The organism is Pannonibacter phragmitetus DSM 14782 (assembly GCF_000382365.1).
Classification (GTDB): domain Bacteria; phylum Pseudomonadota; class Alphaproteobacteria; order Rhizobiales; family Stappiaceae; genus Pannonibacter; species Pannonibacter phragmitetus.
Genome location: NZ_KB908224.1, coordinates 56,666 through 81,705 on the forward strand (window position 1 = coordinate 56,666; position 25,040 = coordinate 81,705).

Genomic DNA, 25,040 nt, shown 5'->3' on the forward strand with positions numbered 1-25,040 from the left:
GGTGGAAAATCAGGTGTTGCCCGGCTCACACGCCCGCTTCGAAGGCCTCGACCAGATCGATGATCTGCGATCCGTAGCGGTCGAGTTTCGACTGGCCGACGCCGGAGACGGCGAGCAGGGCGTGGGAGGTCACGGGCCGTGCGATGGCAATGCCGGCAAGGGTCGCGTCCGGGAACACCACATAGGGCGGCACTTCGTTTTCCCGGGCGATCTGGGTGCGCAGGCGGCGGAGGCGCTCGAACAGCAGCCGGTCTTCCGGGTCAAGATCGTCGGCAAGGCTCGCTGACCGTTCCCCGCGCGAGGCCTTGAGGCTGGCGGCGGCGCGGTCACGGCGCAGCAGCACCTTGCGCTCGTTGCGGAACACGGCGCGGCATTCGTCCGTCAGTACCAGCGCGCCGTAGTTGGCATGATCGACACCAACAAGGCCCATGGCAACAAGCTGGCGCGCCACCGACTGCCAGGTTTTGGGCGAAAGCTCCTTGCCGATGCCATAAACCGACAGCTTGTCGTGGCCGAAACGGGCGATTTTGTCGTTTTCCTTGCCCAGCAGCACGTCGATCACATGGCCCGCGCCAAAGCGCTGACCGGTGCGGTAGATGGCGGACAGGAACTTGGCGGCAGCTTCCGTTCCATCCCAGGTTTCCACCGGAGACAGGCAGGTGTCGCAGTTGCCGCAAGGCTTGGGATAGGTCTCGCCGAAATGGGCGAGCAGCGCCTGACGGCGGCATCCGGCGGTTTCGCAAATGCCGACAAGGGCGTTGAGCTTGGCGGTTTCCGCCCGCTTCACCTCTTCCGGCGCTTCGCCTTCGGCAATCATACGGCGGCGCTGCACCATGTCGGCCATGCCATAGGCCATCCACGCCTCGGCCGGTGCGCCATCGCGGCCCGCACGGCCGGTTTCCTGATAATAGGCCTCGACGGAAGACGGCAGGTCGAGGTGGGCGACGAAACGCACGTCCGGCTTGTCGATGCCCATGCCGAAAGCGACGGTCGCCACCAGAACGAGGTTTTCCTCCAGCAGGAAAGCATCCTGATTGGCCTCGCGGATCTCCCTGTCGAGCCCCGCGTGATAGGGCAGGGCGCGGATGCCCTTTTCGTTCAGCCAGCCTGCGATATCTTCCACCTTGGCGCGGGACAGGCAATAGACGATGCCGCTCTCGCCCTTGTGGCGCTTGAGGAAATCCAGAAGCTGCTGGCGCTGGTTCACCCGCTCGACAATCTCGTAGCGGATGTTGGGCCGGTCGAAGGAGGTGGTGAAGACCTGCGCCGTCTCCAGCTTCAGCCGGACGCGGATGTCCTCCTGCGTATGCGGATCGGCGGTGGCGGTCAGCGCCACACGCGGCACACCGGGATAGCGGTCCGCAAGGCTCGCCAGTTGCAGATACTCTGGCCGGAAATCATGTCCCCACTGGCTGACGCAATGGGCCTCGTCGATGGCAAAGAGCGAGATGGCCGCTCCATCCAGCAGGCGGGAGAATCCGGCCGTCGCCACCCGTTCAGGCGTCACATAGAGAAAATCCAGCGTGCCGTTGCGCAGCTCTGCGGCAATGCGCGCCTGCTCTTCCGCAGGAACGGAGGAATTGAGCGCGGCAGCGCGCACGCCCGCACCCGTCAGCGCACCCACCTGATCCTTCATCAGCGCAATCAGCGGCGAGATCACCACGCCCGTTCCGGGACGGCAGAGCGCGGGGATCTGGAAGCACATGGATTTGCCCGCGCCTGTGGGGAACAGGACCACTGCATCGTCCCCGGCGATCAGCGTGTCCACCACCTCGCGCTGGCGGCCGCGGAAGCTCGGATAGCCGAACACATCCGCCAGAACCTGCGCAGGATCCTTCGCTGCGGGCGTGGCAGTGCCCTCAGGCGGTGCTGTGTACTCTGTCCCGGCGAGACGAGGCTGTGCTTGCGGCATGAACAGGTGATTCCTTCGTCGCCGCACCATCCCCTATTCGCCCGCCCCGGGCAATGACAGCCTGTGGATGACCTGTGCAAGACCGCGAGGTTTTTTGCCGCCGGAGGGGCTTCAATCACCAAACCGCGCATCCGGGTCCTGCGCGAGCGTCTCGGCGCAGTGGGTGCGGAGTTTGTTGGTGACTTCGGCAAGGTCGCCGTCCAGCTGGCCGGGTGCCAGTGGTTCGCCCACGTGGAAGCGGAAGTGGGCGTGCTTCTTGTTCAGGAGTTCGTTGAAGACGGTCATGTCGCGCAGTTCGATCGAGACCTTCGCGAGGAAATAGAACAGGCGCGAATTGCGCGCGCCCATGTGAATGGGGATGACCGGCACTTGATGGCGGCGGGCTAGCGCCAGTGCCGAGGTCATCCATGGCCGTTCTGTAAGCTTGCCCTCGTTCATGTAGGCAAGCCTGCCGGAGGGAAACAGCACCACGGCCCGGTTGCGTTCAAAGGCTGAAGCCGCGTTTCTGAGGGTCTCGCGGGTCTTTTCGCGGGTCTTGAAATCGGCCCGCCATTCCACCGGCACGATCATGCCGGCAAGGCGCGGGTTGATGCGTACCGCATCCCGGTTGGCGAAAATGGAAATGTCCCGGCGGCGGCTTTTCACTGCGTCATAGAGCGCCACACCATCGGCGATGCCTGTCGGGTGGTTGGAGACGAGGATGCAGGGCCCGTCAGCCGGAATGCGCTCCAGTCCTTCCACGGTCAGCTTCAGCTGCAGCAGATTGGACAGATAAACGAAGACCTCTTCCGCCGGCAGGTTGGAGATGGCGTTTGCCATTTCCAGAGCATCGAAATAGCGCAGCATGCGGTAGGCGAGGGGCCGGAACAGCGGCCACCAGGGGGCGGCCATCACGTGCTTGCCCCGTTCGGCAATCAGCACATCGACGATATGGCGGGCGGAGCCGCTGGTCTCATCTGTGTGGCTCTGTGTCAGGAGGGCCGAATCAGGGTGCTGGAAACGCGGCACGGGGACAATCCTCAAGGCGGGCGAAATATGCCCTTTGAAGGCCTGATGGTTACAGCTCCAGACGGCAACCTGCAATGGCCATGAACCTTCAGCCTTGCAGAGCCTTGTGACAGCATTCTGTCACAAGGCAGGCAATTTTCCGCCTGGGTCTGCGTATGTCCTGCGATCAGCTCCAGAGCGGGCAGGTGAAGATGGCGGCTGAGCAGGCCGTTGCAGCCAGCCAGACGAACGAGCGCAGGGTGGCCTTGTCCATCCAGTAGCAAAGCACATAAAGGACGCGCAGCCCGATGAAGGCCGCCGCCAGAACATCGATCCAGAATGGGTCGCCGCCCTGCTGATAGGCCACGAGCACGGCCACGGCAAACAGCGGAAAGGCCTCGAAGCCATTGGCTTGTGCCCCTTGCGCCCGTGCCCTGAAGCCTTCGGCCCAGAAGGCCGGATCGCGCGGGCGGGCGTTGCTGAAGTCCCGGGTGAGTTTGGCGGGGACCACCGACAGGATGGGCAGGAATGCGGCAACGAGCACGCACCAGATTGCGACGGGCATGGGGATGATCCTTTGTTTGGCTTACCGGATGCGCCCTGGCGGCCTGCATCCTGCGGGCATGTTGTTCAGTCTTGCTGATACGTCAATTGAAGGGATTGCAATTGGTGATCAGGCGCTGGGCCTTGCGGAACCGCTGTTCCCGTATGGCCTCGCAGCACGCCTGTTGCAAACTCGATGAAGGCGCGCACCTTGGGCGGAAGATGCCTGCGGGATGGATAAAGGGCATAGACAGTGACATCCGGCGTGGTCCAGCCATCAAGCAGCCTCACGAGACGGCCGCTTGCAAGATCCTGAGCCACATAGGCGCGCGGAATGAGGCTGAGGCCGAAACCGGCGCGCAGCGCATCACGCACGGCGAGGCTTGAGGCCACCTGATAACGGCCGGTGATTCGCTGGCGGACCGTCTGGCCGTTGCGCAGAAACGTCCATTCATGGGCATGTCCGGAGAGGGAGAAACGGATGCACTCATGCCGCGTCAGGTCTTCCGGTGCCTGCGGCACGCCGCAACGCTCAAGATAGGCAGGGGCTGCGCAGAGCACATGACAAAGCGCCCCGATCTTCCTGCTCATCAGATTGCCATCCTCCAGCCTGAGCCCGCCGCGCAGAGCCAGATCAAAACCGTCACGAACCAGATCCACCCGCCGGTCGTTGAGGTCAAGATCAAGGCTGACCTTCGGATACTGGCACAGAAACTCCGGAATGCGCTCGGTCAGCAGCACGAGACTGGATGTCATGGGCGCACTGACCCGGAGAAGACCGGTGGGCTCAGCATTGAGATTGGCCAGTTGATCCCGGGCTTCCTCGAGTTCGCCAAGCGCGCGCCGGACCTGTTCAAGATAAAGACTGCCAGCCTCCGTCAGATTGAGGCGCCGGGTTGTCCGGTTGAAAAGGCGCGTGCCGAGATCCGCTTCAAGTTCGGCAATCGCCTTGCTTGCGCCAGCGGGAGACAGGCCGACGCTACGCGCTGCCGCAGCAAAGCTGCCAAGATCGGCTATGGCCCGGAACAGGCGGAGTGCAGGCAGGCTTTCCATGCACCTATTATTATGCACTTTTGGTAATGAGTGAAGCGAATTTTGCAGGAATTATCTCTCACGGGTACGGGCTTTATAGATGCCTCTCACAGGGCACCCTTCCGGTGCAGGCACAAGGAACGCATCATGCAGCTCCATATTCCGGCCATTGTCGAGGCCATGGAAATCCGTTCGTCCGTCAATTTCTTCCAGGCTGGTACGGCCCTTGAGGATGAGGCGATCCTGCGTCTGGTTGATCTGGCGTCACGGGCGCCTACGGCTTTCAATCTCCAGAACTGGCGTTTCATTGCCGTTCGCTCGCCTGAGGCCAAGGCACGCCTGAGGGCACTCGCCTCGGGCCAGGCAAAGGTTGACGAGGCTGCAGTGACTTTCATTCTCTGTGGCCAGCATCCGCGGCTGGATACCCTGCCGCAACTGCTTGAGCCCAGCGTCGAGGCCGGTTACATGCCGGCGGCGCTGGCTGCAAGTCTTGCCGGTGCTGCATCGGCCTTCTACGCAGACAGCACCCAGCTTGCGCGCGATGAGGCTGTCCGCTCGGGAAGCCTTGCCGCAGCTTTCCTGATGATGGCGGCGCAGGCGCATGGGCTGGCATCCTGCCCGATGATCGGCTTTGATGCAGCCGGGGTGGCGGAAGCTTTCGGGCTGGCTCCGGACGAAGTTCCAGTCATGCTCGTGACGGTTGGTCTTCCCGTTGACGGAAACTGGCCGCAGAAGCCGCGTCTTTCACCTGACGCCATCACAGTGCTCTTTTGATCGCCGGGAACCGGAAATGCTCATGCCGAGGCTTACTCTGCTCCTCACCGCGCTTGCCCCGGCCATCTGGGGCAGCAGCTATATCGTCATTACCGAGATGCTGCCGCCGGACCGGCCCCTGATGCTGGCGCTGCTCAGGGCGCTGCCCGCGGCTCTTCTTCTGCTGCTGATCGTGCGGCAGCTGCCGCGCGGGCGCTGGATCTTCCGGGTGCTGGTGCTGGGGGCGCTCAACTTCTCCATCTTCTGGGCGCTGATGAATGTGGGGGCCTACCGCTTGCCGGGCGGTGTGGCGGCAACGCTTGGGGCGATGCAGCCGCTCATCGTGCTGGTTCTGGCGCGCTTCCTGCTCAACGGGCGGCTGACCTGGCTGGCCGTACTGGCAGGAGTGGCCGGGGTTATCGGCGTCGGCATGCTAATGCTGAAGCCTGCGGCGGCGCTTGATCCCATCGGCCTTCTGGCGGCAGGGGCGGGCGCTGTCTCCATGGCGCTGGGCACGGTGATGACCCGCTACTGGAAGCCGGAAGTGAGCCCGCTCACCCTGACTGCCTGGCAGCTGGCTGCCGGTGCCCTCCTGCTTGCCCCTGCGGCACTCCTGACGGAACCGGCCCTGCCGCCGCTGACGGGCTGGAACATTGCGGGCTTTGCCTACATGACCTTCATTGGCGCAGGCCTGACCTATCTTCTGTGGTTTCGGGGTATCGGCCTCCTTGGCCCTTCGGCAATCGCGCCGCTGGGCCTGCTCAGCCCGCTGATGGCGGTGATCCTCGGCTGGGCCATTCTGGACCAGACGCTGAGTGCGGTGCAGATCGCCGGCATGGTGCTGGTGCTGGGCAGCGTTCTCGTTGGCCAGCACGCCGGGCAGCTTGCCCAGCGGCGTCCGGTTTCCCGTCCTGAGGGTACGCCTGCAGGCAAGCCAGGCTGAGGGTCAACCCGGAAGCTGGCTCTCGCGGCTGGTGCGGGAGGTTCGGGCTTCCTCATGCAGCCAGGCGCGGAAGGCGGCGACGACCGGGCGCAGGGTCCGGTCCTGCGGATAGACGAAGTGATAGGCGGTCTTCTGGTCCAGCGGCTGGCCGAACAGGCGCACCAGACGGCCGCTTGCCAGTTCCTCGTCGATGAAAAGCCGGGGCATCAGCGCCACGCCCAGATGATGGGCTGCGGCCTCCGCGATCATGCCGAATTGCTCGAAGCGGGGCCCCTGATAGGCGCTGTCCGTCTCCACCCCCATGGCTGCGAACCAGTCGCGCCAGGCCATCGGGCGCGTGGAGAGCTGCAGGCGCGGCACCTTCAGCAGGTCACGCGGCTCGCTGATCATGTGGCGGTCGCGGAACGTGCGCGAGGCCACGACCACAGATTCCTCCGGGAACAGCGGCTCGACAATGGCCCCTGCCCAGATCGGATCGCCGTGGTGGATCGCGCCGTCAAAGGGCTCTTCGGCAAAGTCGAAGGGCCGCAGGCGGATGGAGATGTTGAGGGCAGCTTTCGGCGTCCGGCGCAGGAATTCGGCCAGGCGCGGCGCCAGCCAGCGGGTGCCGAAGGTGGGCAGAACCGCCAGATTGAGCACATCGGCACTCCCGGCAAAGGACATCACCTGCCGTGTGGCATCCCCCAGCTGGTCCAGTGCGCCCCGGACTTCATGAAGATAGAGCCGCCCTGCATCGGTCAGCACCACGCGCTGGCGAACACGGGCAAACAGCGGCACGCCCAGCCGCTGTTCCAGATGGCGGATCTGCTTGGAAATCGCGCCCTGCGTCAGGTGCAGCTCCTCCGCCGCGCGGGTGAAGCTTTCATGCCGGGCGGCGCATTCGAAGGCGATGAGGGCATCGGCGGGCGGCAGAAAGGCGCGTTTGACCATCAGGTTCATTCCACTGGCTCATGACTTGCGGAGAACTTATCTCTTCCCGTGTCTCCTGTCAGCAGGCATAGTCCGCGCAATTCCGGCGTTTGCCTCACATGGAGGTGCGGCGCTGATGGCTGATACATGAGACGGAGGAATGTGATGGTGACTCTCAAGTCTGATCCCACCGGTGGTGGCACATTTGCCTGGGAAGATCCCTTCCTGCTGCGCGAGCAGCTGAGCGAGGACGAAATCCTCATCATGGAAACCGCCCGCGCCTATGCGCAGGACAAGCTGCAGCCGCGCGTGCTGGAAGCCTATGCCCACGAGAAGACGGACCGCGAGATCTTCAACGAGATGGGTGAGCTTGGCCTGCTCGGTGTCACCCTTCCGGAAGAATACGGCTGCGCCGGTGCATCCTACGTTTCCTACGGTCTCGTTGCCCGCGAGATCGAGCGCGTCGACAGCGGCTACCGCTCGATGAACTCGGTGCAGTCCTCGCTGGTGATGTATCCGATCTATGCCTATGGCTCCGAGGAGCAGCGCAAGAAATACCTGCCCAAGCTCGCGTCGGGCGAGTTCGTCGGCTGCTTCGGCCTGACCGAGCCGGATGCAGGCTCCGATCCGGCCGGCATGCGCACCCGCGCCGAAAAGATCGACGGCGGCTACCGGCTCAAGGGATCCAAGATGTGGATCTCCAATTCGCCGATCGCCGATGTCTTCGTGGTCTGGGCCAAGTCCGAAGCCCATGACGGGGCCATTCGCGGCTTCGTGCTGGAGAAGGGCATGAAGGGGCTGTCTGCGCCGAAGATCGGCGGCAAGCTGTCCCTGCGCGCCTCGATCACTGGCGAAATCGTCATGGACGGCGTGGAAGTCTCGGAAGACGCGCTGCTGCCGAATGTTTCCGGCCTCAAGGGGCCGTTCGGTTGCCTCAACCGCGCCCGCTACGGCATTTCCTGGGGTGCCATGGGTGCCGCCGAAGATTGCTGGCACCGTGCCCGCCAGTATGGTCTCGACCGCAAGCAGTTCGGCCGCCCGCTGGCCCAGACGCAGCTGTTCCAGAAGAAGCTGGCCGACATGCAGACGGAAATCGCGCTTGGCCTGCAGGGTTCGCTGCGCGTCGGCCGCCTGTTCGACGAGGGCAAGGTGGCGCCGGAGATGATCTCCATCGTCAAGCGCAACAACTGCGGCAAGGCGCTGGATATCGCCCGTCAGGCCCGCGACATGCACGGCGGCAACGGCATTCAGGAAGAATACCACGTGATGCGTCACGCGCAGAACCTTGAAACCGTCAATACCTATGAAGGCACGCATGATGTGCATGCCCTCATCCTGGGCCGCGCCCAGACCGGTCTTCAGGCATTCTTCTGAGACCTGTCAGCTCAGTTTCAGACAAGGATTGCGGCAAGGCCCCCGCCGCGTTCCACTTTCCGGCCGGACGGCCCGGTGTTCAGGTCCCCACCACCTGAGACCCGGCTGCTCCGGCCGGAAGCCGTTTCGCCGCCGCAGTGCGCCGTGGCAGGCTTTCAGTCTTCGAGCAGGTCCGGCAGATGGTCCAGCAGCACGCGGGCCGGAGCCTTGCGCTTGCCATTGGCCCATTCGATCAGCTTTTGGCAGAAATTGCGCAGGGCAAGGCGGCTCTGGCGCACCCGTTCCCTGTCCATCTCGAAGGGCGGGTTTTCGTGGCGGATATAGGACCTGAGCGCCAGCGCCAGCGTCAGCACATGCACGCCGCCTGAGGGGTTGCCATAGGTCTGGGCAATATAGCCGCCGCCCACGGCGTCGTTTTCCGAGAATGTCTTGTCGGTGAAGTCATGCAGCATGGTCATGCTGAGGCTGGCTACATCCTCGTGGCAGCTGCGGCCATGTAGCGTGCCGATGTTGACCAGGGGCAGATCGCCCGGATAACGCCCCTTGATGCGGCTGCGCATGGATTGCAGGCTGATCACCGTGATGCGGCCATGGATGGCGCGCAACCGCCGGATCTGGGCACTCAGCGCATCGTGGAACGGCGCATGATAGAGCCGCCGCCGCTCGTCCATCTCGAACCGGCCCGGATCTTCGTCAGGCAGATAGACGCGCTTGCCGTCCAGTGTCAGCACCGGGCAGATGGACAGTGCGCCATCCTCGAACGGGCGGCCGAAGCTCGCCGGGTCACCGTCCACGTCCGCAACAAGCCGGGAAATGGGGGTCGAGATCACCGTTGCCTGAATGTCTTCGGCAAAATCCACCAACTGGTCCATGTGCCAGGAGGCATCGGCCTGCAGCCGTCCCGTTGCCGAAAGGCGCTTGTCGATAGCCGGCGGAATCCGCAGGCCGGAATGGCCGATGCAGAGGATCAGCGGTGCGGAACGTTCCTTAACGGCAATCATGGATGATGGGCCTGCCGGGATGGGTACGCCTCAGCGGCGTGATGCGAGGCACATCACGGTCGGGGGCGTTTATTTTAATCTTTCCTAAACTTTTGCCACGTCTGCCGCGACCCGTCGCAGAGGAGCTTCTCGCTGCGCAGGGTAATCCCCAGAAACTTCAATTTTTCCGGCCTGATAAGAATGTTTGCCCGCCTAAATCTGCGGCAGAGTTGCTGCTTGAGTTCGTTCTGCGGGCAGCTATGCTGGCTTTCCCACCTTCCGGACAACAATTCCAGGGCAAAGAAAAATGACGCTGCGGTATGGCAAGGAATTCCTCATGATCCCGGGTCCGACAAACGTGCCGGACGAAGTTCTGAGGGCCATGCACCGCCCGGCTGTCGATATCTATGAAGGCCCGCTGTTGCAGACGACGGATGACTGCCTGAAGGGCATCTCCCGCGTGTTCCGGAGCGCCACGGGCAAACCCTATATCTACATCGCCAATGGCCACGGCACCTGGGATGCAGCGCTGTCCAACACCCTGTCTCGGGGTGACAAGGTGCTGGTGCTCGAATCGGGCCGCTTTGCCATCGGCTGGGGTGAGGCGGCAGAGCTGATCGGCATCGACGTGGAAATCCTGCCCGGCCATTGGCGCAAGGCGGTTGATCCGGCGGCGCTGGAAGCGCGGCTGCGGGCTGATACGGAAGGCGCGATCAAGGCCGTTCTGGTGGTGCAGGTGGACACGGCCTCCGGAGTGCTCAACGACATTCCGGCTCTGCGCCGTGCCATGGACGCCAGCGGCCACGGCGCTCTGCTGATGGTGGACTGCATGGCTTCGCTCGGCTGCGTGCCGTTCGAAATGGAGGCTTGGGGCGTGGATGTCGCCATGGCCGGTTCGCAGAAGGGCCTGATGTCGCCTCCGGGCCTTGCCTTCGTGGTGGCTGGACAGAAGGCGCTGGCCGCCCACAAGACGGCAGGGCTGCGCAATGCCTACATGGACTGGACCTTCCGGGACGGTCCGGAACATTACATGAAATACTGCGGCACGCCGCCGGAGCATCTGCTCTTCGCCTTCCAGAAGTCGCTGGAGCTGATCGAGGAAGAAACGCTGGAAGGCGTCTGGCGCCGCCATGCGATCCTCGCCGAAGCAGTGCGCGCCGCTGTCGAAGTCTGGGGCCGCAAGGGCGTGCTCGAGATGAATATTCTCAAGCCTGAAGACCGCTCGGACAGCGTGTCGGTGATCTGCTTCAACGGCGTTGATCCGGCGCCGCTGCGCAGCTTCGTCAAGGACGTGTGCGGCATCACCATCGGCATCGCCATCGGCGATCTCGCCGGCAAGGGCATTCGCATCGGCCACATGGGTCATGTGAATGCGGCGATGGTTCTGGGCACGCTTTCCGCCATGGAACTGGGGCTGCGGCGCCTCGGCATCCCGCATGAAAGCGGCGGTGTGGAGGCGGCCATTGCCGTGATGGACAGGGCACTGGGCGGAAACTGACCTGTTTCAAGAAGCTATGTCATTGTCTGGAAAGGATATATTTCTTTCCAGTCACGAAGTTTGCCCCTTTGGCATATGAGGCCTTGCCAAAGGGGCGTGTGCTTCTGATATAAGGGGCTCGGGAGGTTGGTGGTGGACGAGCCACTCGCCAACCGGGTCAGGTCCGGAAGGAAGCAGCCCCAACGAGTTCCGGCACGGGTCGCCGTGCCAGCCTCCCACCCTTTTCCCCCGCGCAGATGCACCACGGCGTCGCGTCGCGTGCCTCAGGCGCGGCGGGGCTTCCGGCTGTCTTTTCGAAGGCTCCGGTTCCATGAATTCAAGACGGGGACAGGCGGGCTGGATGAGCGGCATGGACGGTGACAGCCCCGGAGGCAACGGCCTTGATCAGACCGCTGAGCATGAGCGGGACGACCTGACGATCTCCATGTTCGGGGATGCTCCGGCTGAGCCTGCCCCTTCTGCTCCCGCACCTGCGCCTGCCGGCGAAGGGAAGCAGTCCGGCGCCTACCGGGTGCTGGCCCGCAAGTACCGCCCCCAGACCTTTGACGATCTCGTCGGCCAGGAGCCGATGGTCCAGACGCTGGAAAACGCCTTTGCAACGGGGCGCATTGCGCAGGCCTGGATGCTGACCGGCGTGCGCGGTGTCGGCAAGACGACGACAGCCCGCATTCTGGCACGCGGCCTCAATTATGAAATCCCCGGCGAGGTGGAGCGCCCGACGGTGCAGCTCACCCGCGAGGGCACCCATTGCCGCGCCATCATGGAAGGCCGCCATGTCGATGTGATCGAGATGGACGCCGCCTCGCACACCGGCATCAACGATATCCGCGAGATCACGGACGCAGCGCGTTACCGCCCCGCTTCGGCGCGCTACAAGGTCTACATCATCGACGAAGTGCACATGCTCTCCAACGCGGCCTTCAACGGGCTGCTGAAGACGCTGGAAGAGCCGCCGGAGCATGTGAAGTTCATTTTCGCCACCACGGAAATCCGCAAGGTTCCGGTGACGGTGCTCTCCCGCTGCCAGCGCTTTGACCTGCGCCGCATCGAGCAGCCCAAGCTCGTTGGCCTGCTGCGGCGCATTTCCAACGCCGAATCCATCGACATTTCCGACGAGGCTCTGACGTTGATCGCCCGCGCGGGCGAGGGCTCGGCGCGTGACAGCCTGTCCTTGCTGGATCAGGCGATTGCCCATGGCGGCGGTCACATTGATGCAGGGCAGGTGCGGCAGATGCTGGGCCTTGCTGACCGGGCGCGGGTGATCGACCTTTTCGGCCATCTCATGTCTGGCCGCATTGCCGAGGCGATGGAAGAACTGGCCGGGCAATATGCGATTGGCGCAGACCCCGCCGTCGTGCTGACAGATCTGGCCGATTTCACCCATCTGGTGACCCGGCTCAAGATCGTGCCCAAGGCGGGTGAGGAAGTCTCCGTCACCGAGACCGAGCGTCTGCGCGGCCGGGAGTTTGCCGAAAAGCTGTCGATGCGCGCCCTCTCGCGGGCTTGGCAGATCCTGCTGAAGGGCATTTCCGAGGTCCAGGCCGCGCCCAAGCCGCTGGCGGCTGCCGACATGGTTCTGGTGCGCCTTGCCTATGCGGCGGACCTGCCGGACCCGGAAGAGGCACTGAAGCTGCTGAAGAGCGGCGGCTTTCCGTCTCTGCCTGCAGGCGGCGCGCCGCAAGGTTCCGGCCAGCAGGGCTCTGGCCAGGGCGGGGGAATGCAAGGCGGCGGCATGCAGCCGCAGGCCGCAGGTTCCCCGATGGGGCAGGGTGGCCAGAATGGTCAGGGTGGCTATTCCGGCCCCACGATGAGCGGCGGCGGTCCGCGCCTTGCAGCGATTGCTGGCGGCGCTGCCCAGTCTGCCGCTCAAGCTGCCCCCCAGCCAGCCGTGCAGCAGGCGCCGGCCGTCCAGTTGCGCTCGCTGGCCGACTGTGCGGCACTTGCCTCCGAGCGGCGTGACATTCCGCTGAAGGTCTCCATCGAGCGGCAGATGCGGCTGGTGAAGTTCGAGCCGGGGCGGATCGAAATCCAGCCGACGAAAGACGCTGGCGCGGATCTGGCCGGTGAATTTGGCCGCAAGCTGACCGAATGGACCGGCATGCGCTGGATCGTGTCTGTCAGCCGCGAGCAGGGGCGCCCGACGATCCACGAGGAGCGCGAGGCAACGCAGGCCCAGCTTCTCTCCGATGCCCGCTCGCATCCGACCGTCGCCGCGCTTCTGGCCGAATTCCCCGGCGCCCGCGTCGTGGACGTGCGTGTCAACGAGGAAGAGGAAAGCATCGACGATCCGCTTCTCGCCGAAGCCCTCGGCACGGATGACGACGATCTGTGATAGAGGACATCACGCCGGTGCCGCAGCAGACCCAAGCTCTGCCGGGTATTGACGAAGCCGGGCTGTCGGTCTTCCCCGTTACACAGGCGACACGGGCGACCTTCACCGGCCTGTATTTCAGGCTGACATTTCTCTTCTTCATTCAGGCCGGCTCGAAACGGGTCATCTGTCCCCGGAACGGCGAGCTGACCGGCGAGGCGGGAGACGTGATGATCTTTCCGGCAGGTTCCGTGGTCAACATGGAAAACCGGCCGGTTCCGGATGCAGACTACCGGGCCGAGGGCGTCAGCATCGCCCGCGATCTGGTGGACACGGTTTTCGGGGAGCATCCTGCGCGCAGTGCTGCGCCCGGCATTCAGGTGCTGCGGGCGGTTCCTCACCATCCCTCGGACATGCTTGCTCTGATCAAGGATACGCTCTCCCGCGATGACCTGCCGGAGCCGCTGCGTGCGCACAGGCTTCTCGAACCGCTGCTCTGGCTGCGCCACAGTGGCGTGGAGCTTCCGGCAAGGGATGAGGAGCTGCCTTGGAGTAAGGTGCGCCGCCTGATCGAGAGCGATATCAGTTACCCTTGGCGCCTGCCCGAGGTGGCCCGGCATTTCGCCATGAGCGAGGCAACGTTCCGGCGCTGGCTGGCAAGGTCCGGTCCCGGCTTCGCGCAGCTGCTTCTGCACACGCGGCTGGAGAGAGGTCTCTCCCTGTTGCAGGGAACGGATCTTCCGGTATCGCGCATCGCGCTCGACTGCGGCTTCCAGACGCCCTCGCATTTTTCCGATGCCTTTCGGAAAAGATTCGCAATCAAGCCTAGACAGATCCGTCAGCGCGAGGATTGATCGTTTTTCGATAGTTTTTGAGCGTGAGCCGGAAGCTGGCAGGGCTTTGCAGGGCTACTCCTGTGCACATGATCAACCGTCAAGAAAGGACACCGGATCATGTTTGCCAAGCTTTCTCTTTCCGGCCTGATGCTGGCCGCCGCCATGGTGACTCCCGCCAGCGCGCAGGATTTCAGGCTCACGAGCACGTCGATTGCCGAAGGCGCGCAACTGGCGTCCGCACATGTCTTTGCCGGTTTCGGCTGCGAAGGCGGCAACACCTCCCCGCAACTGTCCTGGACCGGTGCGCCGGCCGGCACGAAGAGCTTTGCCATCACCGCCTATGATCCGGACGCACCGACCGGATCGGGCTGGTGGCACTGGACTGCGGTGAACATTCCCGCCTCCGTCACCTCGCTTGAGGCTGGGGCAAGTGGCGCCGGCAAGATGCCTGCGGAAGTCTCCGAGCTTGCCAATGACTACGGCGCGGCGGGATTTGGCGGAGCCTGCCCGCCTCCCGGCGAAGTGCACCGCTATATCTTCACCGTTCATGCGCTCCCGGTGGACCGGCTTGATCTGCCGGAAAACGCCAGCAACGCACTGGCCGGCTTCATGATCCACGCCAACGCGATTGCCTCGGCAAAGATCACGGCGGTTTATAACCGTTGATGCGAAGAGCATCTGCCCGGTGATGAAAACGAAAAGGGCAGCCGGTGAAGGCTGCCCTTTGCTATTTTAACGGCCGAAAGGCTCAGCTGCCCTTGGATGCAGCGCGCTCGGCGCGCTTGCGGTCGTTCGGGTCCAGCAGGGCCTTGCGCAGGCGGATGTTCTTCGGCGTCACTTCCACCAACTCGTCGTCAGCGATGTAGGACAGCGCCGCTTCGAGGGACAGGCGGATCGGGGTGGTCAGCTTGACGGCTTCATCCTTGCCGGCGGCGCGGATGTTGGTCAGCTGCTTGCCCTTCAGCACGTTCACTTCCAGGTCGTTGCCACGGGTGTGCTCGCCGATGATCATGCCCTGATACACCTTGACGCCCGGGTCGATCATCATCGGGCCACGGTCTTCCAGGTTGAACATGGCATAAGCCACGGCCTCACCGTCGCCGTTGGAGATCAGCACGCCGGTGTGACGGGTCGGAATGTCGCCCTTGTAGGGGGCGTATTCGTGGAACACGCGGTTGAAGATCGCCGTGCCGCGGGTGTCGGACAGCAGCTCGCCCTGATAGCCGATGAGGCCACGGGTGGGGGCGAGGAACTGCAGACGGGTGCGGCCGCCGCCGGAGGGGCGCATTTCGCGCAGCTCGGCCTTGCGCTCGGACAGCTTCTGCACCACGACGCCGGAATGCTCTTCATCCACGTCGATGGTGACTTCCTCGATCGGCTCCAGGCGGTTGCCCTTCTCGTCGAACTGGAAGACCACGCGCGGACGGCCGACGCAGATCTCGAAGCCTTCGCGGCGCATGTTTTCGATCAGGATGGCGAGCTGAAGTTCACCACGGCCGGACACGATGAAGGCGTCGCCTTCCGGGGTGTCCTCGATCTTCAGCGCAACGTTGCCTTCCGCCTCGTCCATCAGACGCTTGCGGATGACGCGCGACTGCACCTTGTCGCCTTCGGTGCCGGCCAGCGGGCTGTCGTTGACGAAGAAGGTCATGGACAGGGTTGGCGGATCAATCGGCTGGGCCATGATCGGGGCGTTCACGTCCATGGAGCAGAGCGTGTCGGCGACGGTTGCTTCCTGCAGGCCTGCGATGGAGACGATGTCACCGGCCTCGCCCTTCTCGATGGGCTGACGCTCGAGGCCACGGAAGGCGAGTACCTTGGAGATGCGGCCGCTTTCAACAACCTTGCCTTCACGCGACAGGGCCTTGATGGGCATGTTCGGAATGGCTTCACCGGCGACGATGCGGCCCGTCAGGATGCGGCCCAGGAACGGGTTGCTCTCGATGGTGGTCGCCAGCATGCGGAAGGAGCCTTCCTCTGCCGTTGGTGCCGGAACGTGGCTGATGATCAGGTCGAACAGCGGGCCCATGGATTCAGCCGGACCGGTCGGGTCGTTGGCCATCCATTCCTGCTTGGCAGAGCCATAGACGACCGGGAAGTCGAGCTGCTCTTCGTTGGCGTCGAGGGCGGCGAAGAGGTCGAACACTTCGTCCAGCACTTCCTCGGCGCGCTGCTCGGGCTTGTCGATCTTGTTGATGGCAACGATCGGCTTGAGGCCGAGCTTCAGGGCCTTGCCGAGCACGAACTTGGTCTGCGGCATCGGGCCTTCGGCGGCGTCCACCAGCAGAACCACACCGTCCACCATGTGCAGGATGCGCTCGACTTCACCGCCGAAGTCGGCGTGGCCCGGGGTATCCACGATGTTGATGCGGGTGTCGCCCCATACCAGCGAAGTCACCTTCGCCAGAATGGTGATGCCACGCTCACGCTCCAGGTCGTTGGAGTCCATCATGCGCTCTTCCGTGCGCTGGTTCTCGCGGAAGGAGCCCGACTTCTTCAGAAGGACGTCGATTAGGGTTGTCTTGCCATGGTCGACGTGGGCGATGATGGCGATATTGCGCAGCTTCATTAAGGGCTCCAAAAGACACTGCGGGCAGGGTGCCCGCAGTGCTTGTCTTCAAATTGTGGCTGACGCCCGCTGGTGCTCACGGGCGGAAATTCGCGCCCTGTATAGTCTGCGGCGGCCATTTGTGCAACGCGGCAGCGCATCTTGACGCAAATCAGCTGCCGCTCTAATTGTAAGGTAGCCTTACTATATGTCTTTCTTATGAAATCTGCGTGGTGCCTTGCGTGGCTGATCCGACCCTTGGTTTTCTTGTCGCCGATGTCGGCCGGCTGATCCGCCAGCGCTTCGAGGCGGCGCTGAGCGGCGTGGACTGCGGTCTGACGGCGGCGGAGGCGAGGACGCTTAACATGGTGCGGCAATTGCCGGATCAGCGCCAGAGCGTGCTGGCGGCGATCCTCGGCATCGAGCCGATGACGCTGGTGGGGCACCTCGACCGGCTGGAACAGGCGGGCCTGATCTGCCGTGAGGCCGACCCGCAGGACAGGCGCGCCAAGATCGTCGTTTTGGGCGAAGCGGCGCAGAGTGTGCTGGCCAAGATTGACGAGGCGCTTTTGCAGGTGCGCGCGGAAATCAGCCACGGCATGACCCCGGAGGAAACCGCAGCCGCGGTGCGGGTCCTGCTTCAGGTGCGCAGCAATCTGGCGGAGGCCGCAGACCGGGCCTGAGGCCAGAGGCATGCTGCCAGAAGCCAGAAAGATGGAATTCGGATTTCCCGGGCAGGGAGGAGCCCGCACAACGGATGGATCAGATGCGGGACAGTGTGACACCTCCCATGAGCGAAAGGCGCACCGCCCTGATCGGCGCGGCGCTGGTGGCGATCGGGCCGATTTCCATGGCGCTTTATACGCCGGCCATGCCGGTGCTGGCGGATGCTTTCGAGACGACGCGTTCGATGATCAAGCTGACGCTGACGGCCTATTTCACCGGCTTTGCCCTGACGCAGCTGATCTGCGGACCGCTGACCGATGCTTTCGGCCGCCGTCCGGTGACGATTGCCTTCCTGCTGCTGTATCTCGCCTCCACTCTGCTGGCGGCCTTTGCGCCAAGTGTCGAGGGCATGATTGCCGCCCGCGCGCTGCAAGGGATTGGCGCTGCCATCGGCGTGTCCGTGTCCCGCGCCATCGTGCGCGACCAGTTCACCGGGCAGACCTCGGCGCGGATCATGAATACGGTGGCGATGATGCTGGCTATTGGCCCGGCGATCTCGCCCACCATCGGCGGGTTGACGCTGGAGTTCTTCGGCTGGCGCGAGATCTTCTATTTCATGATCGTTTATGGCGCGGTCCTGCTGGCGGCGGTGTGGATCTTCATGGTGGAGACCAACCGCTACATCGACCGGGCCAATCTTCAGCCCGCGCGGCTTGTCATCAACTATCTGACGCTGCTGAAAACGCCCTCCTTCCTGCAGCCCAGTCTGCTGGTGGGCTTTGGCATCGGCACCATCTACACTCTGGCGACCATCCTGCCCTTCGTGCTGATCGATCACGTGGGTCTGACGCCCAGCCAGTTCGGCCTCGGCATGATCGTGCAGTCCGGCTCCTTCATGGCAGCTACCATCGTCGCCTCGCGGGTGCTGCGGCGGCATGATGCGGGCAAGCTGGTGCCGCCCGCGCTGTGTGGCATGGCGCTGGCGGCAGCGGCGATCATCGTCTCGCATGCGTTGTTCGAACCCGGTTTCCTCAGCGTGATGCTGCCGGTGGGGCTGTTCTCTTTCTCGCTGGCCTGTCTTTTGCCCGCTGCCACCACGGCGGCGCTGCAGGGCTTTCCGCAGCTTGCAGGCTCTGCCTCCTCGCTGACCGGGTTTCTGCAATTCGGCACCGGCATTCTCGGCAGTTTGGTGGCGGCGTGGCTCGGCGATCCGGTGCTGGCGCTGATCATCGTTGCGCCGGGCATGATGCTGCTGGGGGCGGGGCTCTACCTGGCTCTGACGCCGCTTGCGAGGGCGAAGGAGGGAGGCGGCGGCAGTTGACCGGCGTCCTTGCGGCGTTTTCTGTGCCGCAACCGTCCTTCGGCTTGACCTCTCCCCGTCAAAGCGCGACATAGCGCTTCGATCTCGCGGGAGCTTCCTCAATGACACAGGCTGCCTATCAGCTGCCGGACCTTGCCGGTCCTGCCCGCCCGCATGTGATGGGCATCCTCAATGTCACGCCGGACAGCTTTTCAGACGGCGGCCGTCATGCTGCCACGGAAGCTGCCATCGCCCATGCCCGGCAGATGATTGCTGAAGGTGCGGATATCATTGACATCGGCGGTGAAAGCACGCGGCCCGGCGCTGCGCCTGTATCTCTGGACGACGAGTGGGCCCGCCTTGCCCCGGTGCTGGAGCCGGTCGTGGCGCTGGGCTGCCCGGTCTCCATCGACACCTACAAGGCGGAAACCGCCCGCCGGGCCTGCCGCGCCGGAGTGGCGATCGTCAATGACGTCTGGGGCCTGCAGAAAGATCCGGCCATGGCAGATGCCGTGGCTGAAGCGGGCGTTCATGTGGTGATGATGCACAACCGCGAAGCCGCAGATCCGGCCATCGACATTCTCGCCGACATCGACCGGTTCTTCGAACGCTCGATGGAACTGGCAGAGCGCGCCGGCATTGCGAGGGAAAAGATGATCCTCGATCCGGGCTTCGGCTTCGGCAAGACGGTGGACCAGAATTTCCTCGTCCTCAACCGCTTCGCAAGCCTGCGCAAGCATGGCCTGCCGCTGCTGAGCGGCGCCTCGCGCAAGCGCATGATCGGCGCGGTGCTGGATGTGGAGCCGCAGGAGCGGCTTTGCGGCTCGCTGGCGGTGCATCTTCTGTCGCTGGAACGGGGCGCGGCAATCCTGCGCGCCCACGATGTCCGCCCGCATGTGGAGGCGGCGAAGATCTTTGCTGCCATGAAAAGGGAAGCCGTCTGAATGAGCCTTGCTGACAACGCGGTGCGCGCGGCGCTGGGCCTCGGCTCCAACATGGGCGACCCGAAGGCCAATCTGGCCGCAGCCATCGCCCGGCTTGATGCGAGCGAGGGCATCTCCGTCCGCGCCGTTTCTTCTGCCTACCGCACACCACCCTGGGGGCCGATCCCGCAGGATGACTACCGCAACATCTGCCTCGTCATCGAAACGGTGCTGAGCCCGCGTGACCTGCTGGGCCGGTGCCTTGAGATCGAACGGGAACTGGGCCGGGTGCGGGATGTGCGCTGGGGCCCGCGCATCATCGACATCGACGTGCTGATCTATGGCGGTGAACAGGTGGAGGAGGAGCATCTCTCCATCCCCCATCCGCGCATGGGCGAAAGGGCATTCGTGCTGGTGCCTCTGGCCGAAATCTGGCCCGATGCCCCCATCGGCGGCGGCCGCACGGCGGCTGAAGCCCTCGCAACCTGCGAAGGCCGCGAGGAAATCGTCCTGCTGCCAGAGTGAGCCTATGCGGCGCGGGGACTGATCTGAGCCAGATCGTCTGCGATTTCACGGCGCCGCTGCATCAGGTCATAATCTGCCTGAAGGCCAAGGAAAAAGCCTTCCGAGACGCCGAAATAGCGCGCAAGCCGCAGATCCGTGTCAGCGCTGATGGACCGTTTGCCGAGCACGATTTCATTGATGCGCCGCGGCGGCACATCCAGCGCGCGCGCAAGCGCATTCTGGCTGAGGTGCATCGGCTTGAGAAACTCTTCCAGCAGGACTTCGCCCGGATGCGGGTTCGGCAAAAGATCAGCTGTGGTAGTCGGTGATGGTGACATGTGCCGGACCTCCTTCCTGCCAGACAAAACAGATGCGCCACTGATCATTGACGCGGATGCTGAACTGGCCGGTTCTATCGCCCTTCAGGGCCTCCAGACGATTGCCCGGTGGCACGCGCAGGTCATTGATGACCCTTGCCTGATTCAGCATGCGGAGCTTGCGCAATGCCACGGACTGTATGGCTGGCGGCAGGCGCCGACTCACGCGGCCCGACCAGATGAGTTCCGTTTCAGGATCGGCAAAGCTCTGGATCATGAGCAACTATAACGCATGGCGTTATGTAGTGCCATGCGTTACATCATGCTGCGTTCACCGGTTCGGGAGCTCGCCCCGCAGCCACTGCTGCCATTGGGCCCTGGTGCCGAAGAAGGCGTTCCGGTCGACGGGCCCCTTGATGCCCCTGATGGTGCCTTGCGCGGTGTACTGCCAGAAGACCCAATCGTCGCGCTTGTCGTATTTGTAGCTCGGATGGCTGGCGACCGACCGCAGCCAGAAGTCATGGGCTGTGTATTTTCCGACCAGAATGTCCCGGTGGAAGTCGATGGTGGTGTAGACGATCGGGCGTTTGCCGTAATAGGCCTCAACGGCATTGAGGAACACGCCTACATCCGCGACGATCTTGTCTGCCGGAGGCGGCTTGGGGCAGTTCTTCGAGATATGGTTCCATTCCATGTCGAGAACTGGCGGCAGGGCCTGCGGATCGCGCGGAACATTCTGGATGAACCAGGCAATCTGTTCCTCAACAGGGCGGCAGAAATAATAGAAGTGATAGGCACCGCGCGGCACGCCGGCCTCCTTGGCCGCTTGCCAGTTGGTCACGAACATCGGATCGAGAAAATCGCCGCCCTCGGTTGCCTTGATGAAGGCAAACTCGACGCCGGCGCGCTTGACCTCGTGCCAGTTGATATCCGCCTGCCAGCGGGACACGTCGATGCCGTGGACGGGGAAGTCCTGCGGCATGGGATCGCGGTACTCCACCCCCGAACAGGAGGACAGAAGCGCGGTAAGGGCAAGCATGGCAAGGAAGCGCGGGCGCCGGAACACGTGTTCCTCCGGGTTAACGAATTACAAACACCTAGCGTCAAATTGCGCGAAAAGTCCTAACGGATCGTAGAAAAATCGTGGCGGGAATGGGGCATTTGCGGTTACCCCGCCTGTGGTGCACCGTCTTTGCGGTCTGAAACCGGCTTGACGGGCGGGGCAACACCGGGTCACGTGCTTGTCCTGACTTGTCACGCCCGCCGCATCGCCTATCCGGCTCATAGCTACGGACCTCTTCATGACTGACCGCCTGACCCTTGCCACCTGGAACATCAATTCCGTCCGGCTGCGCATGCCGATTGTCGAGACCTTCCTCATCACCCATGCGCCGGATGTGCTGTGCCTGCAGGAAACCAAGTGCCCGGATGCCAACTTTCCGTTCGGTGCCTTCCGCAAGCTGGGCTATGAGCATGTGGAGATCAGTGGCCAGAAGGGCTACCACGGCGTCGCCATCGTCTCGCGCCGCCCCCTGGAGGCTGTCGAGCGGCGGGATTTCTGCGGCAAGGGCGATGCCCGGCACATTGCCGTCAGCGTGCAGTTCAATGGCGGCTCGTTCCGCCTGCATAACTTTTATGTGCCGGCGGGCGGCGACGAGCCGGACCGGACGATCAATGAGAAATTCGGCCACAAGCTGGATTTCATGGCCGAGATGAAGGCGATGCTGGGCGGGGACGAGGCGTCGCGCCCGGGCGTTGTCGTGGGTGATCTCAACGTCGCGCCCTATGAGCATGACGTGTGGTCGCACAAGGCATTGCTGAAGATCGTCAGCCATACGCCGGTCGAAACGGAGCTTCTGGAAGCCATCCGCACCGGCGGCAACTGGGTGGATGTGATGCGCCAGCACGTGCCCATGTCCGAAAAGCTCTACACCTGGTGGAGCTACCGGGCGAAGGACTGGGATGCTGCCGACAAGGGCCGCCGTCTCGATCACATCTGGATGACCCAGAGCCTTGCCCCGCACGCCCGCGGCATCGAAGTGCTGCGGGCGGCGAGAGGCTGGGAAAAGCCCTCCGACCACGTTCCGGTGATTGCGCGGCTGGAGGTCTGAGCCCGAATAGAAGATCCGGCCTTGGCATAATCTTAAGTCCGCCGTGGCAGGATCGCGCGGTGGATGGATGTGCAGTGGGGCTGGAGCTGGTGCAGGCGCAAGACGGCGGCGGAAAGGCCGGGCAACAGGCGACGGGTCTTCGGCGGCTCTGGCTGCGGCTTGCGGGCGCAGGTGCCCGCAAGGCTGCACTGGTGACGCTGGCCATCCGCGTTGCCGGTGCTGCGCTCGCCTATGTGGCGCAGGTGCTGATGGCCCGCTGGATGGGCGCATTTGACTACGGCATCTACTCGGTCGTCTGGACCATGGTGATGATCCTGTCGGTCTTCGCCTGCCTCGGCTTTTCCTCTTCGGCGGGCCGCTTCATCCCGCTTTACAGCAGCGAAGGGGCGCTCGCGCTGCTGCGCGGCTATCTCTTCACCAGCCGGATCCTTGTTTTTGGAACGGCCTGTGTCATTGGCGCCGGTGTGGCGCTGCTGGTGCTGGTGCTGCGTCCCCTTCTTGATCCGGCCTATGTGCAGCCCCTCATGCTGGCGATGCTGGCCCTGCCGTTCTTTGCGCTCGCGGGCGTGCAAGATGGCATTGCCAGAGCGCATGACCGGCCGGATCTCGGCCTGATGCCAAGCTTTATCTGGCGGCCTCTGCTGATCCTGCTGCTGCTGTTTCTGGCCATGCAGGCCGGTGTTGTCCCGGATGCAGCCACCGCCGTGCTTGCCGGGGCCATTGCCAGTGCGCTTGTGGCACTGGATCAGCTGTGGCGGCTGAACCGGGTGACCGGCTTGCAGCTGCCGCGCGGCCCGGGTGCCCATGCGCCGCGCCTGTGGCTGGCGGTTTCCCTCCCGATGCTGCTGGTGGAGGGCTTTCTGCAACTCGTCACCAGCGCCGATGTGATCATGGTCAGCTTCTGGCAGAGCCCGGACGAGGTGGCGGTTTATTTTGCCGCCTCAAAAACACTGGCGCTGGTGCATTTCATCTATTTCGCCGTGCGCGCCGCCTCCGCCCACCGCTTTGCTGCCCTGCACGTGGCTTCCCATGATGCTGCCGGACGCGCAGCCTTCGAGGCCTATGTGCGCCGGGCCGGGTTCTGGACCTTCTGGCCCTCGGTGGCGGCCGCTGCCGTGCTCATCGCCGCTGCGCCCTTTCTGCTGGCGCTGTTCGGGCCGGGGTTCGAGGCGGGCACAGCGCTGATTGCCGTGCTGCTCATCGGCGTACTGGCGCGGGCCAGCGCCGGGCCTGCCGATGCGCTTCTCACCATGTGCGGCCTGCAGAAGGCCTGTGCGGCGATCTATTCCGGCGTCTTCGTGCTCAATGTAGGGCTGAACCTGCTGCTGATCCCGCCTTTCGGGCTGATGGGCGCGGCTGTTGCGACATCCCTTGCCATCACCGGGGAGGCGCTGGCGCTCATCTTCGTCGCCCGCCGCCGTTTGGGCGTGCTGCCCTTTGCCCCTTTCGCCTTCTCCCTCGCTCTGAGCCGGGAGGGGCGGCATGGCTGAGACAAAGGCATCACTGGAAGGCCTGCTGCTGCCGGTGGCCGATGCACCGGAGTGGGATGTGCTCGTGGGGGAGGCGTTGAGCCCCAACCCCTTCTTCTCTCCGGCCTTTCTTGTGCCTTATGCCGCCCATCTCGGGCCGTCTGACCTGAGGCTTGCCGTGGTGCGCGAAAGGGGTGGCGGGCGCTGGCTGGCAGCGGCTCCCGTTGCGCTACGGCGCTGCGGTTTCCTCTTCCGGGAGCGGACGTTCTGGGCGGCAGAATATGGCCCGCTTGGTGTTCTTCTGGTGCATCCGCAGGCGCCGGATGAAGCGCTGGCCTTGCTGCTGGAGACAGCTGCTAATAGCTCGCTCCTTCTGCGCCTGCCGTTCCTGCCCGTGGCCGGTGCCGTGACGGAGCGGCTGAAGGCGGCTGCAAGGAACTGGCACTGGCTGGAAGGGCAGGTGGAAGAGCGCGCGTCTCATGATGGCGGGGCAGACGGCGAGGCACAGTTTGCCGCTGCCCTGACCACCAAACGCCGCAAGGAGATGGAGCGACTGAAGCGCCGTCTCTCGGAAGACGGTGAACTGGTCTTCGACAGCCTGCGAGGTGCCGAAGCCTTGGCCGCCATGGCAGAGTTTCTGGCGCTGGAGCGTTCCGGCTGGAAGGGCAGGGGCGCAACGGCGCTCGCTAGCCGCGAGGCAACGCATCGCTTTGCGGAAGGATTCGCTGCCCGGCTTGCAGGGCAGGATGGATTGCGGCTGGACCGGATGCGGCTTGATGGCAGGCCGCTGGCCCTGCTCGCGGTTATCAAGTCAGGCGGCCGTGCCTTTGCCTGGAAGATTGCCTTTGACGAGGGCTTCGCCCGCTTTTCGCCCGGCCAGCATTTGGCCCTGCATGCCATGCGGCAGACGCTCGCCGACCCATTGCTGCCGCTCGGCGGCGATTCCCTTGCGGTGCCCGGCCACCCGATGATCGAGCCCCTGTGGCGCGGGCGCATGGCCTATGCCCATCCCGTGCTGCTGCGCGGTGCGGCGGGCGCTCTGCTGCACCGGCTGCACAGGCTGGATGCCTTCGCCTTCCGCGCCGCCAAGGCGCTGGCGCGGCGGATCTTGCGGCGAAGGTGAT

At 64.0% G+C, this 25,040-nt stretch carries 24 protein-coding genes and 1 other RNA gene; 15 read left to right on the plus strand and 10 right to left on the minus strand.

Annotation, left to right across the window (positions count from 1 at the left end; translation table 11 throughout):
• Positions 1-25: 25 nt before the first annotated feature.
• The 4 genes from recQ to H163_RS0114540 form a co-directional block, all read right to left on the minus strand.
• Positions 26-1,912 carry a DNA helicase RecQ gene (gene recQ / locus H163_RS22905; RefSeq protein ID WP_081626032.1) on the minus strand — a complete coding sequence of 629 codons (1,887 nt, stop codon included), beginning with the start codon at positions 1,910-1,912 and terminating at the stop codon, positions 26-28.
• A gap of 111 nt (positions 1,913-2,023) precedes the next feature.
• Positions 2,024-2,920 carry a GNAT family N-acetyltransferase gene (locus tag H163_RS0114530; protein ID WP_019965328.1) on the minus strand — a complete coding sequence of 299 codons (897 nt, stop codon included), beginning with the start codon at positions 2,918-2,920 and terminating at the stop codon, positions 2,024-2,026.
• Between the two features lie 166 nt (positions 2,921-3,086).
• A complete protein-coding gene (locus H163_RS0114535) occupies positions 3,087-3,464 on the minus strand; it encodes an MAPEG family protein (RefSeq protein ID WP_019965329.1) in 378 nt (125 codons plus the stop codon).
• Between the two features lie 65 nt (positions 3,465-3,529).
• Entirely contained in the window at positions 3,530-4,495 is a 966-nt protein-coding gene (locus H163_RS0114540; RefSeq protein WP_019965330.1) for a LysR family transcriptional regulator, read from the minus strand.
• 126 nt (positions 4,496-4,621) lie between these two features.
• Between H163_RS0114540 and H163_RS0114545 the strand changes: the two genes are divergently transcribed.
• Positions 4,622-5,248, plus strand: coding sequence for a nitroreductase family protein (locus tag H163_RS0114545; protein WP_019965331.1), 627 nt, complete (start codon positions 4,622-4,624; stop codon positions 5,246-5,248).
• 16 nt (positions 5,249-5,264) lie between these two features.
• A complete protein-coding gene (locus H163_RS0114550) occupies positions 5,265-6,170 on the plus strand; it encodes a DMT family transporter (RefSeq protein ID WP_019965332.1) in 906 nt (301 codons plus the stop codon).
• Positions 6,171-6,173: 3 nt separating this feature from the next.
• Here H163_RS0114550 and H163_RS0114555 read toward each other — a convergent pair whose 3' ends face one another.
• Positions 6,174-7,109 (minus strand): LysR substrate-binding domain-containing protein, encoded by a 936-nt coding sequence (locus H163_RS0114555; RefSeq protein WP_019965333.1) that lies wholly within the window; start codon positions 7,107-7,109, stop codon positions 6,174-6,176.
• A 135-nt stretch (positions 7,110-7,244) separates the two neighbouring features.
• On the opposite strand from H163_RS0114555, the gene H163_RS0114560 reads away from it, so the two are divergent.
• Positions 7,245-8,453 carry an acyl-CoA dehydrogenase gene (locus H163_RS0114560; RefSeq protein WP_019965334.1) on the plus strand — a complete coding sequence of 403 codons (1,209 nt, stop codon included), beginning with the start codon at positions 7,245-7,247 and terminating at the stop codon, positions 8,451-8,453.
• Between the two features lie 155 nt (positions 8,454-8,608).
• Here H163_RS0114560 and H163_RS0114565 read toward each other — a convergent pair whose 3' ends face one another.
• Positions 8,609-9,454, minus strand: coding sequence for an N-formylglutamate amidohydrolase (locus tag H163_RS0114565; protein ID WP_019965335.1), 846 nt, complete (start codon positions 9,452-9,454; stop codon positions 8,609-8,611).
• Between the two features lie 286 nt (positions 9,455-9,740).
• On the opposite strand from H163_RS0114565, the gene H163_RS0114570 reads away from it, so the two are divergent.
• From H163_RS0114570 to H163_RS0114585, 5 genes are all read left to right on the plus strand, one after another.
• Positions 9,741-10,931: a pyridoxal-phosphate-dependent aminotransferase family protein gene (locus H163_RS0114570; RefSeq protein WP_019965337.1), complete on the plus strand. Its 1,191-nt coding sequence runs from the start codon at positions 9,741-9,743 to the stop codon at positions 10,929-10,931.
• Between the two features lie 121 nt (positions 10,932-11,052).
• An RNA gene (gene ffs / locus H163_RS24005) (signal recognition particle sRNA small type) lies at positions 11,053-11,150 on the plus strand.
• A gap of 205 nt (positions 11,151-11,355) precedes the next feature.
• A complete protein-coding gene (locus H163_RS0114575; protein ID WP_115336643.1) occupies positions 11,356-13,263 on the plus strand; it encodes a DNA polymerase III subunit gamma/tau in 1,908 nt (635 codons plus the stop codon).
• Positions 13,260-14,096 (plus strand): helix-turn-helix transcriptional regulator, encoded by an 837-nt coding sequence (locus tag H163_RS0114580; RefSeq protein ID WP_019965339.1) that lies wholly within the window; start codon positions 13,260-13,262, stop codon positions 14,094-14,096. Before H163_RS0114575 ends, H163_RS0114580 begins: the two co-directional genes overlap by 4 nt.
• Positions 14,097-14,195: 99 nt before the next feature.
• Positions 14,196-14,744: a YbhB/YbcL family Raf kinase inhibitor-like protein gene (locus tag H163_RS0114585; protein ID WP_019965340.1), complete on the plus strand. Its 549-nt coding sequence runs from the start codon at positions 14,196-14,198 to the stop codon at positions 14,742-14,744.
• A gap of 82 nt (positions 14,745-14,826) precedes the next feature.
• Here the strand turns inward: H163_RS0114585 and typA are convergent, their stop codons facing one another.
• The gene (gene typA, locus H163_RS0114590) at positions 14,827-16,647 is read right to left on the minus strand and encodes a translational GTPase TypA (RefSeq protein WP_019965341.1); all 1,821 of its coding nucleotides are present in this window, start codon (positions 16,645-16,647) and stop codon (positions 14,827-14,829) included.
• Between the two features lie 221 nt (positions 16,648-16,868).
• Here typA and H163_RS0114595 point away from each other — a divergent pair, with 221 nt between their 5' ends.
• The 4 genes from H163_RS0114595 (at position 16,869) to folK (ending at position 20,040) form a co-directional block, all read left to right on the plus strand.
• Entirely contained in the window at positions 16,869-17,309 is a 441-nt protein-coding gene (locus tag H163_RS0114595; RefSeq protein ID WP_019965342.1) for a MarR family winged helix-turn-helix transcriptional regulator, read from the plus strand.
• Between the two features lie 107 nt (positions 17,310-17,416).
• Positions 17,417-18,613 carry a multidrug effflux MFS transporter gene (locus H163_RS0114600; RefSeq protein ID WP_244296170.1) on the plus strand — a complete coding sequence of 399 codons (1,197 nt, stop codon included), beginning with the start codon at positions 17,417-17,419 and terminating at the stop codon, positions 18,611-18,613.
• Positions 18,614-18,714: 101 nt separating this feature from the next.
• Positions 18,715-19,536, plus strand: a complete 822-nt coding sequence (gene folP, locus H163_RS22910) for a dihydropteroate synthase (protein WP_019965344.1) — start codon at positions 18,715-18,717, stop codon at positions 19,534-19,536.
• Positions 19,537-20,040 (plus strand): 2-amino-4-hydroxy-6-hydroxymethyldihydropteridine diphosphokinase, encoded by a 504-nt coding sequence (folK, locus tag H163_RS0114610; protein ID WP_019965345.1) that lies wholly within the window; start codon positions 19,537-19,539, stop codon positions 20,038-20,040. It begins immediately after the preceding gene.
• Positions 20,041-20,042: 2 nt separating this feature from the next.
• Here folK and H163_RS0114615 read toward each other — a convergent pair whose 3' ends face one another.
• Genes H163_RS0114615 through H163_RS0114625 form a run of 3 tightly spaced genes read right to left on the minus strand, consistent with a single transcriptional unit; the run spans position 20,043 to position 21,402 of the window.
• Positions 20,043-20,357, minus strand: a complete 315-nt coding sequence (locus tag H163_RS0114615; RefSeq protein ID WP_026355875.1) for a HigA family addiction module antitoxin — start codon at positions 20,355-20,357, stop codon at positions 20,043-20,045.
• On the minus strand, positions 20,329-20,613 hold the full coding sequence (locus H163_RS0114620) for a type II toxin-antitoxin system RelE/ParE family toxin (RefSeq protein WP_019965347.1): 285 nt from the start codon (positions 20,611-20,613) through the stop codon (positions 20,329-20,331). Before H163_RS0114620 ends, H163_RS0114615 begins: the two co-directional genes overlap by 29 nt.
• Positions 20,614-20,667: 54 nt before the next feature.
• A complete protein-coding gene (locus H163_RS0114625) occupies positions 20,668-21,402 on the minus strand; it encodes a glycoside hydrolase family 25 protein (RefSeq protein WP_019965348.1) in 735 nt (244 codons plus the stop codon).
• A gap of 235 nt (positions 21,403-21,637) precedes the next feature.
• On the opposite strand from H163_RS0114625, the gene xth reads away from it, so the two are divergent.
• The 3 genes from xth to H163_RS22915 are packed head-to-tail and all read left to right on the plus strand — an operon-like array spanning position 21,638 to position 25,039.
• Positions 21,638-22,447: an exodeoxyribonuclease III gene (gene xth, locus H163_RS0114630; RefSeq protein ID WP_019965349.1), complete on the plus strand. Its 810-nt coding sequence runs from the start codon at positions 21,638-21,640 to the stop codon at positions 22,445-22,447.
• A 59-nt stretch (positions 22,448-22,506) separates the two neighbouring features.
• Positions 22,507-23,937 carry a lipopolysaccharide biosynthesis protein gene (locus tag H163_RS0114635; protein ID WP_208975403.1) on the plus strand — a complete coding sequence of 477 codons (1,431 nt, stop codon included), beginning with the start codon at positions 22,507-22,509 and terminating at the stop codon, positions 23,935-23,937.
• Positions 23,930-25,039, plus strand: coding sequence for a GNAT family N-acetyltransferase (locus H163_RS22915; RefSeq protein WP_019965351.1), 1,110 nt, complete (start codon positions 23,930-23,932; stop codon positions 25,037-25,039). Before H163_RS0114635 ends, H163_RS22915 begins: the two co-directional genes overlap by 8 nt.
• The last annotated feature ends 1 nt before the right edge of the window (position 25,040 follow it).

Coding starts and splice junctions, on each gene's coding strand:
- folP (WP_019965344.1), top strand. CDS start 18,715: ATGACACAGGCTGCCTATCAGCTGCCGGACCTTGCCGGTCCTGCCCGC.
- H163_RS0114545 (WP_019965331.1), top strand. CDS start 4,622: ATGCAGCTCCATATTCCGGCCATTGTCGAGGCCATGGAAATCCGTTCG.
- H163_RS0114585 (WP_019965340.1), top strand. CDS start 14,196: ATGTTTGCCAAGCTTTCTCTTTCCGGCCTGATGCTGGCCGCCGCCATG.
- H163_RS0114560 (WP_019965334.1), top strand. CDS start 7,245: ATGGTGACTCTCAAGTCTGATCCCACCGGTGGTGGCACATTTGCCTGG.
- H163_RS0114620 (WP_019965347.1), bottom strand. CDS start 20,613: ATGATCCAGAGCTTTGCCGATCCTGAAACGGAACTCATCTGGTCGGGC.
- H163_RS0114550 (WP_019965332.1), top strand. CDS start 5,265: ATGCTCATGCCGAGGCTTACTCTGCTCCTCACCGCGCTTGCCCCGGCC.
- H163_RS0114600 (WP_244296170.1), top strand. CDS start 17,417: ATGAGCGAAAGGCGCACCGCCCTGATCGGCGCGGCGCTGGTGGCGATC.
- xth (WP_019965349.1), top strand. CDS start 21,638: ATGACTGACCGCCTGACCCTTGCCACCTGGAACATCAATTCCGTCCGG.
- H163_RS0114575 (WP_115336643.1), top strand. CDS start 11,356: ATGTTCGGGGATGCTCCGGCTGAGCCTGCCCCTTCTGCTCCCGCACCT.
- H163_RS0114570 (WP_019965337.1), top strand. CDS start 9,741: ATGACGCTGCGGTATGGCAAGGAATTCCTCATGATCCCGGGTCCGACA.
- folK (WP_019965345.1), top strand. CDS start 19,537: ATGAGCCTTGCTGACAACGCGGTGCGCGCGGCGCTGGGCCTCGGCTCC.
- H163_RS22915 (WP_019965351.1), top strand. CDS start 23,930: ATGGCTGAGACAAAGGCATCACTGGAAGGCCTGCTGCTGCCGGTGGCC.
- H163_RS0114555 (WP_019965333.1), bottom strand. CDS start 7,109: ATGAACCTGATGGTCAAACGCGCCTTTCTGCCGCCCGCCGATGCCCTC.
- H163_RS0114565 (WP_019965335.1), bottom strand. CDS start 9,454: ATGATTGCCGTTAAGGAACGTTCCGCACCGCTGATCCTCTGCATCGGC.
- typA (WP_019965341.1), bottom strand. CDS start 16,647: ATGAAGCTGCGCAATATCGCCATCATCGCCCACGTCGACCATGGCAAG.
- H163_RS0114540 (WP_019965330.1), bottom strand. CDS start 4,495: ATGGAAAGCCTGCCTGCACTCCGCCTGTTCCGGGCCATAGCCGATCTT.
- recQ (WP_081626032.1), bottom strand. CDS start 1,912: ATGCCGCAAGCACAGCCTCGTCTCGCCGGGACAGAGTACACAGCACCG.
- H163_RS0114615 (WP_026355875.1), bottom strand. CDS start 20,357: ATGTCACCATCACCGACTACCACAGCTGATCTTTTGCCGAACCCGCAT.
- H163_RS0114535 (WP_019965329.1), bottom strand. CDS start 3,464: ATGCCCGTCGCAATCTGGTGCGTGCTCGTTGCCGCATTCCTGCCCATC.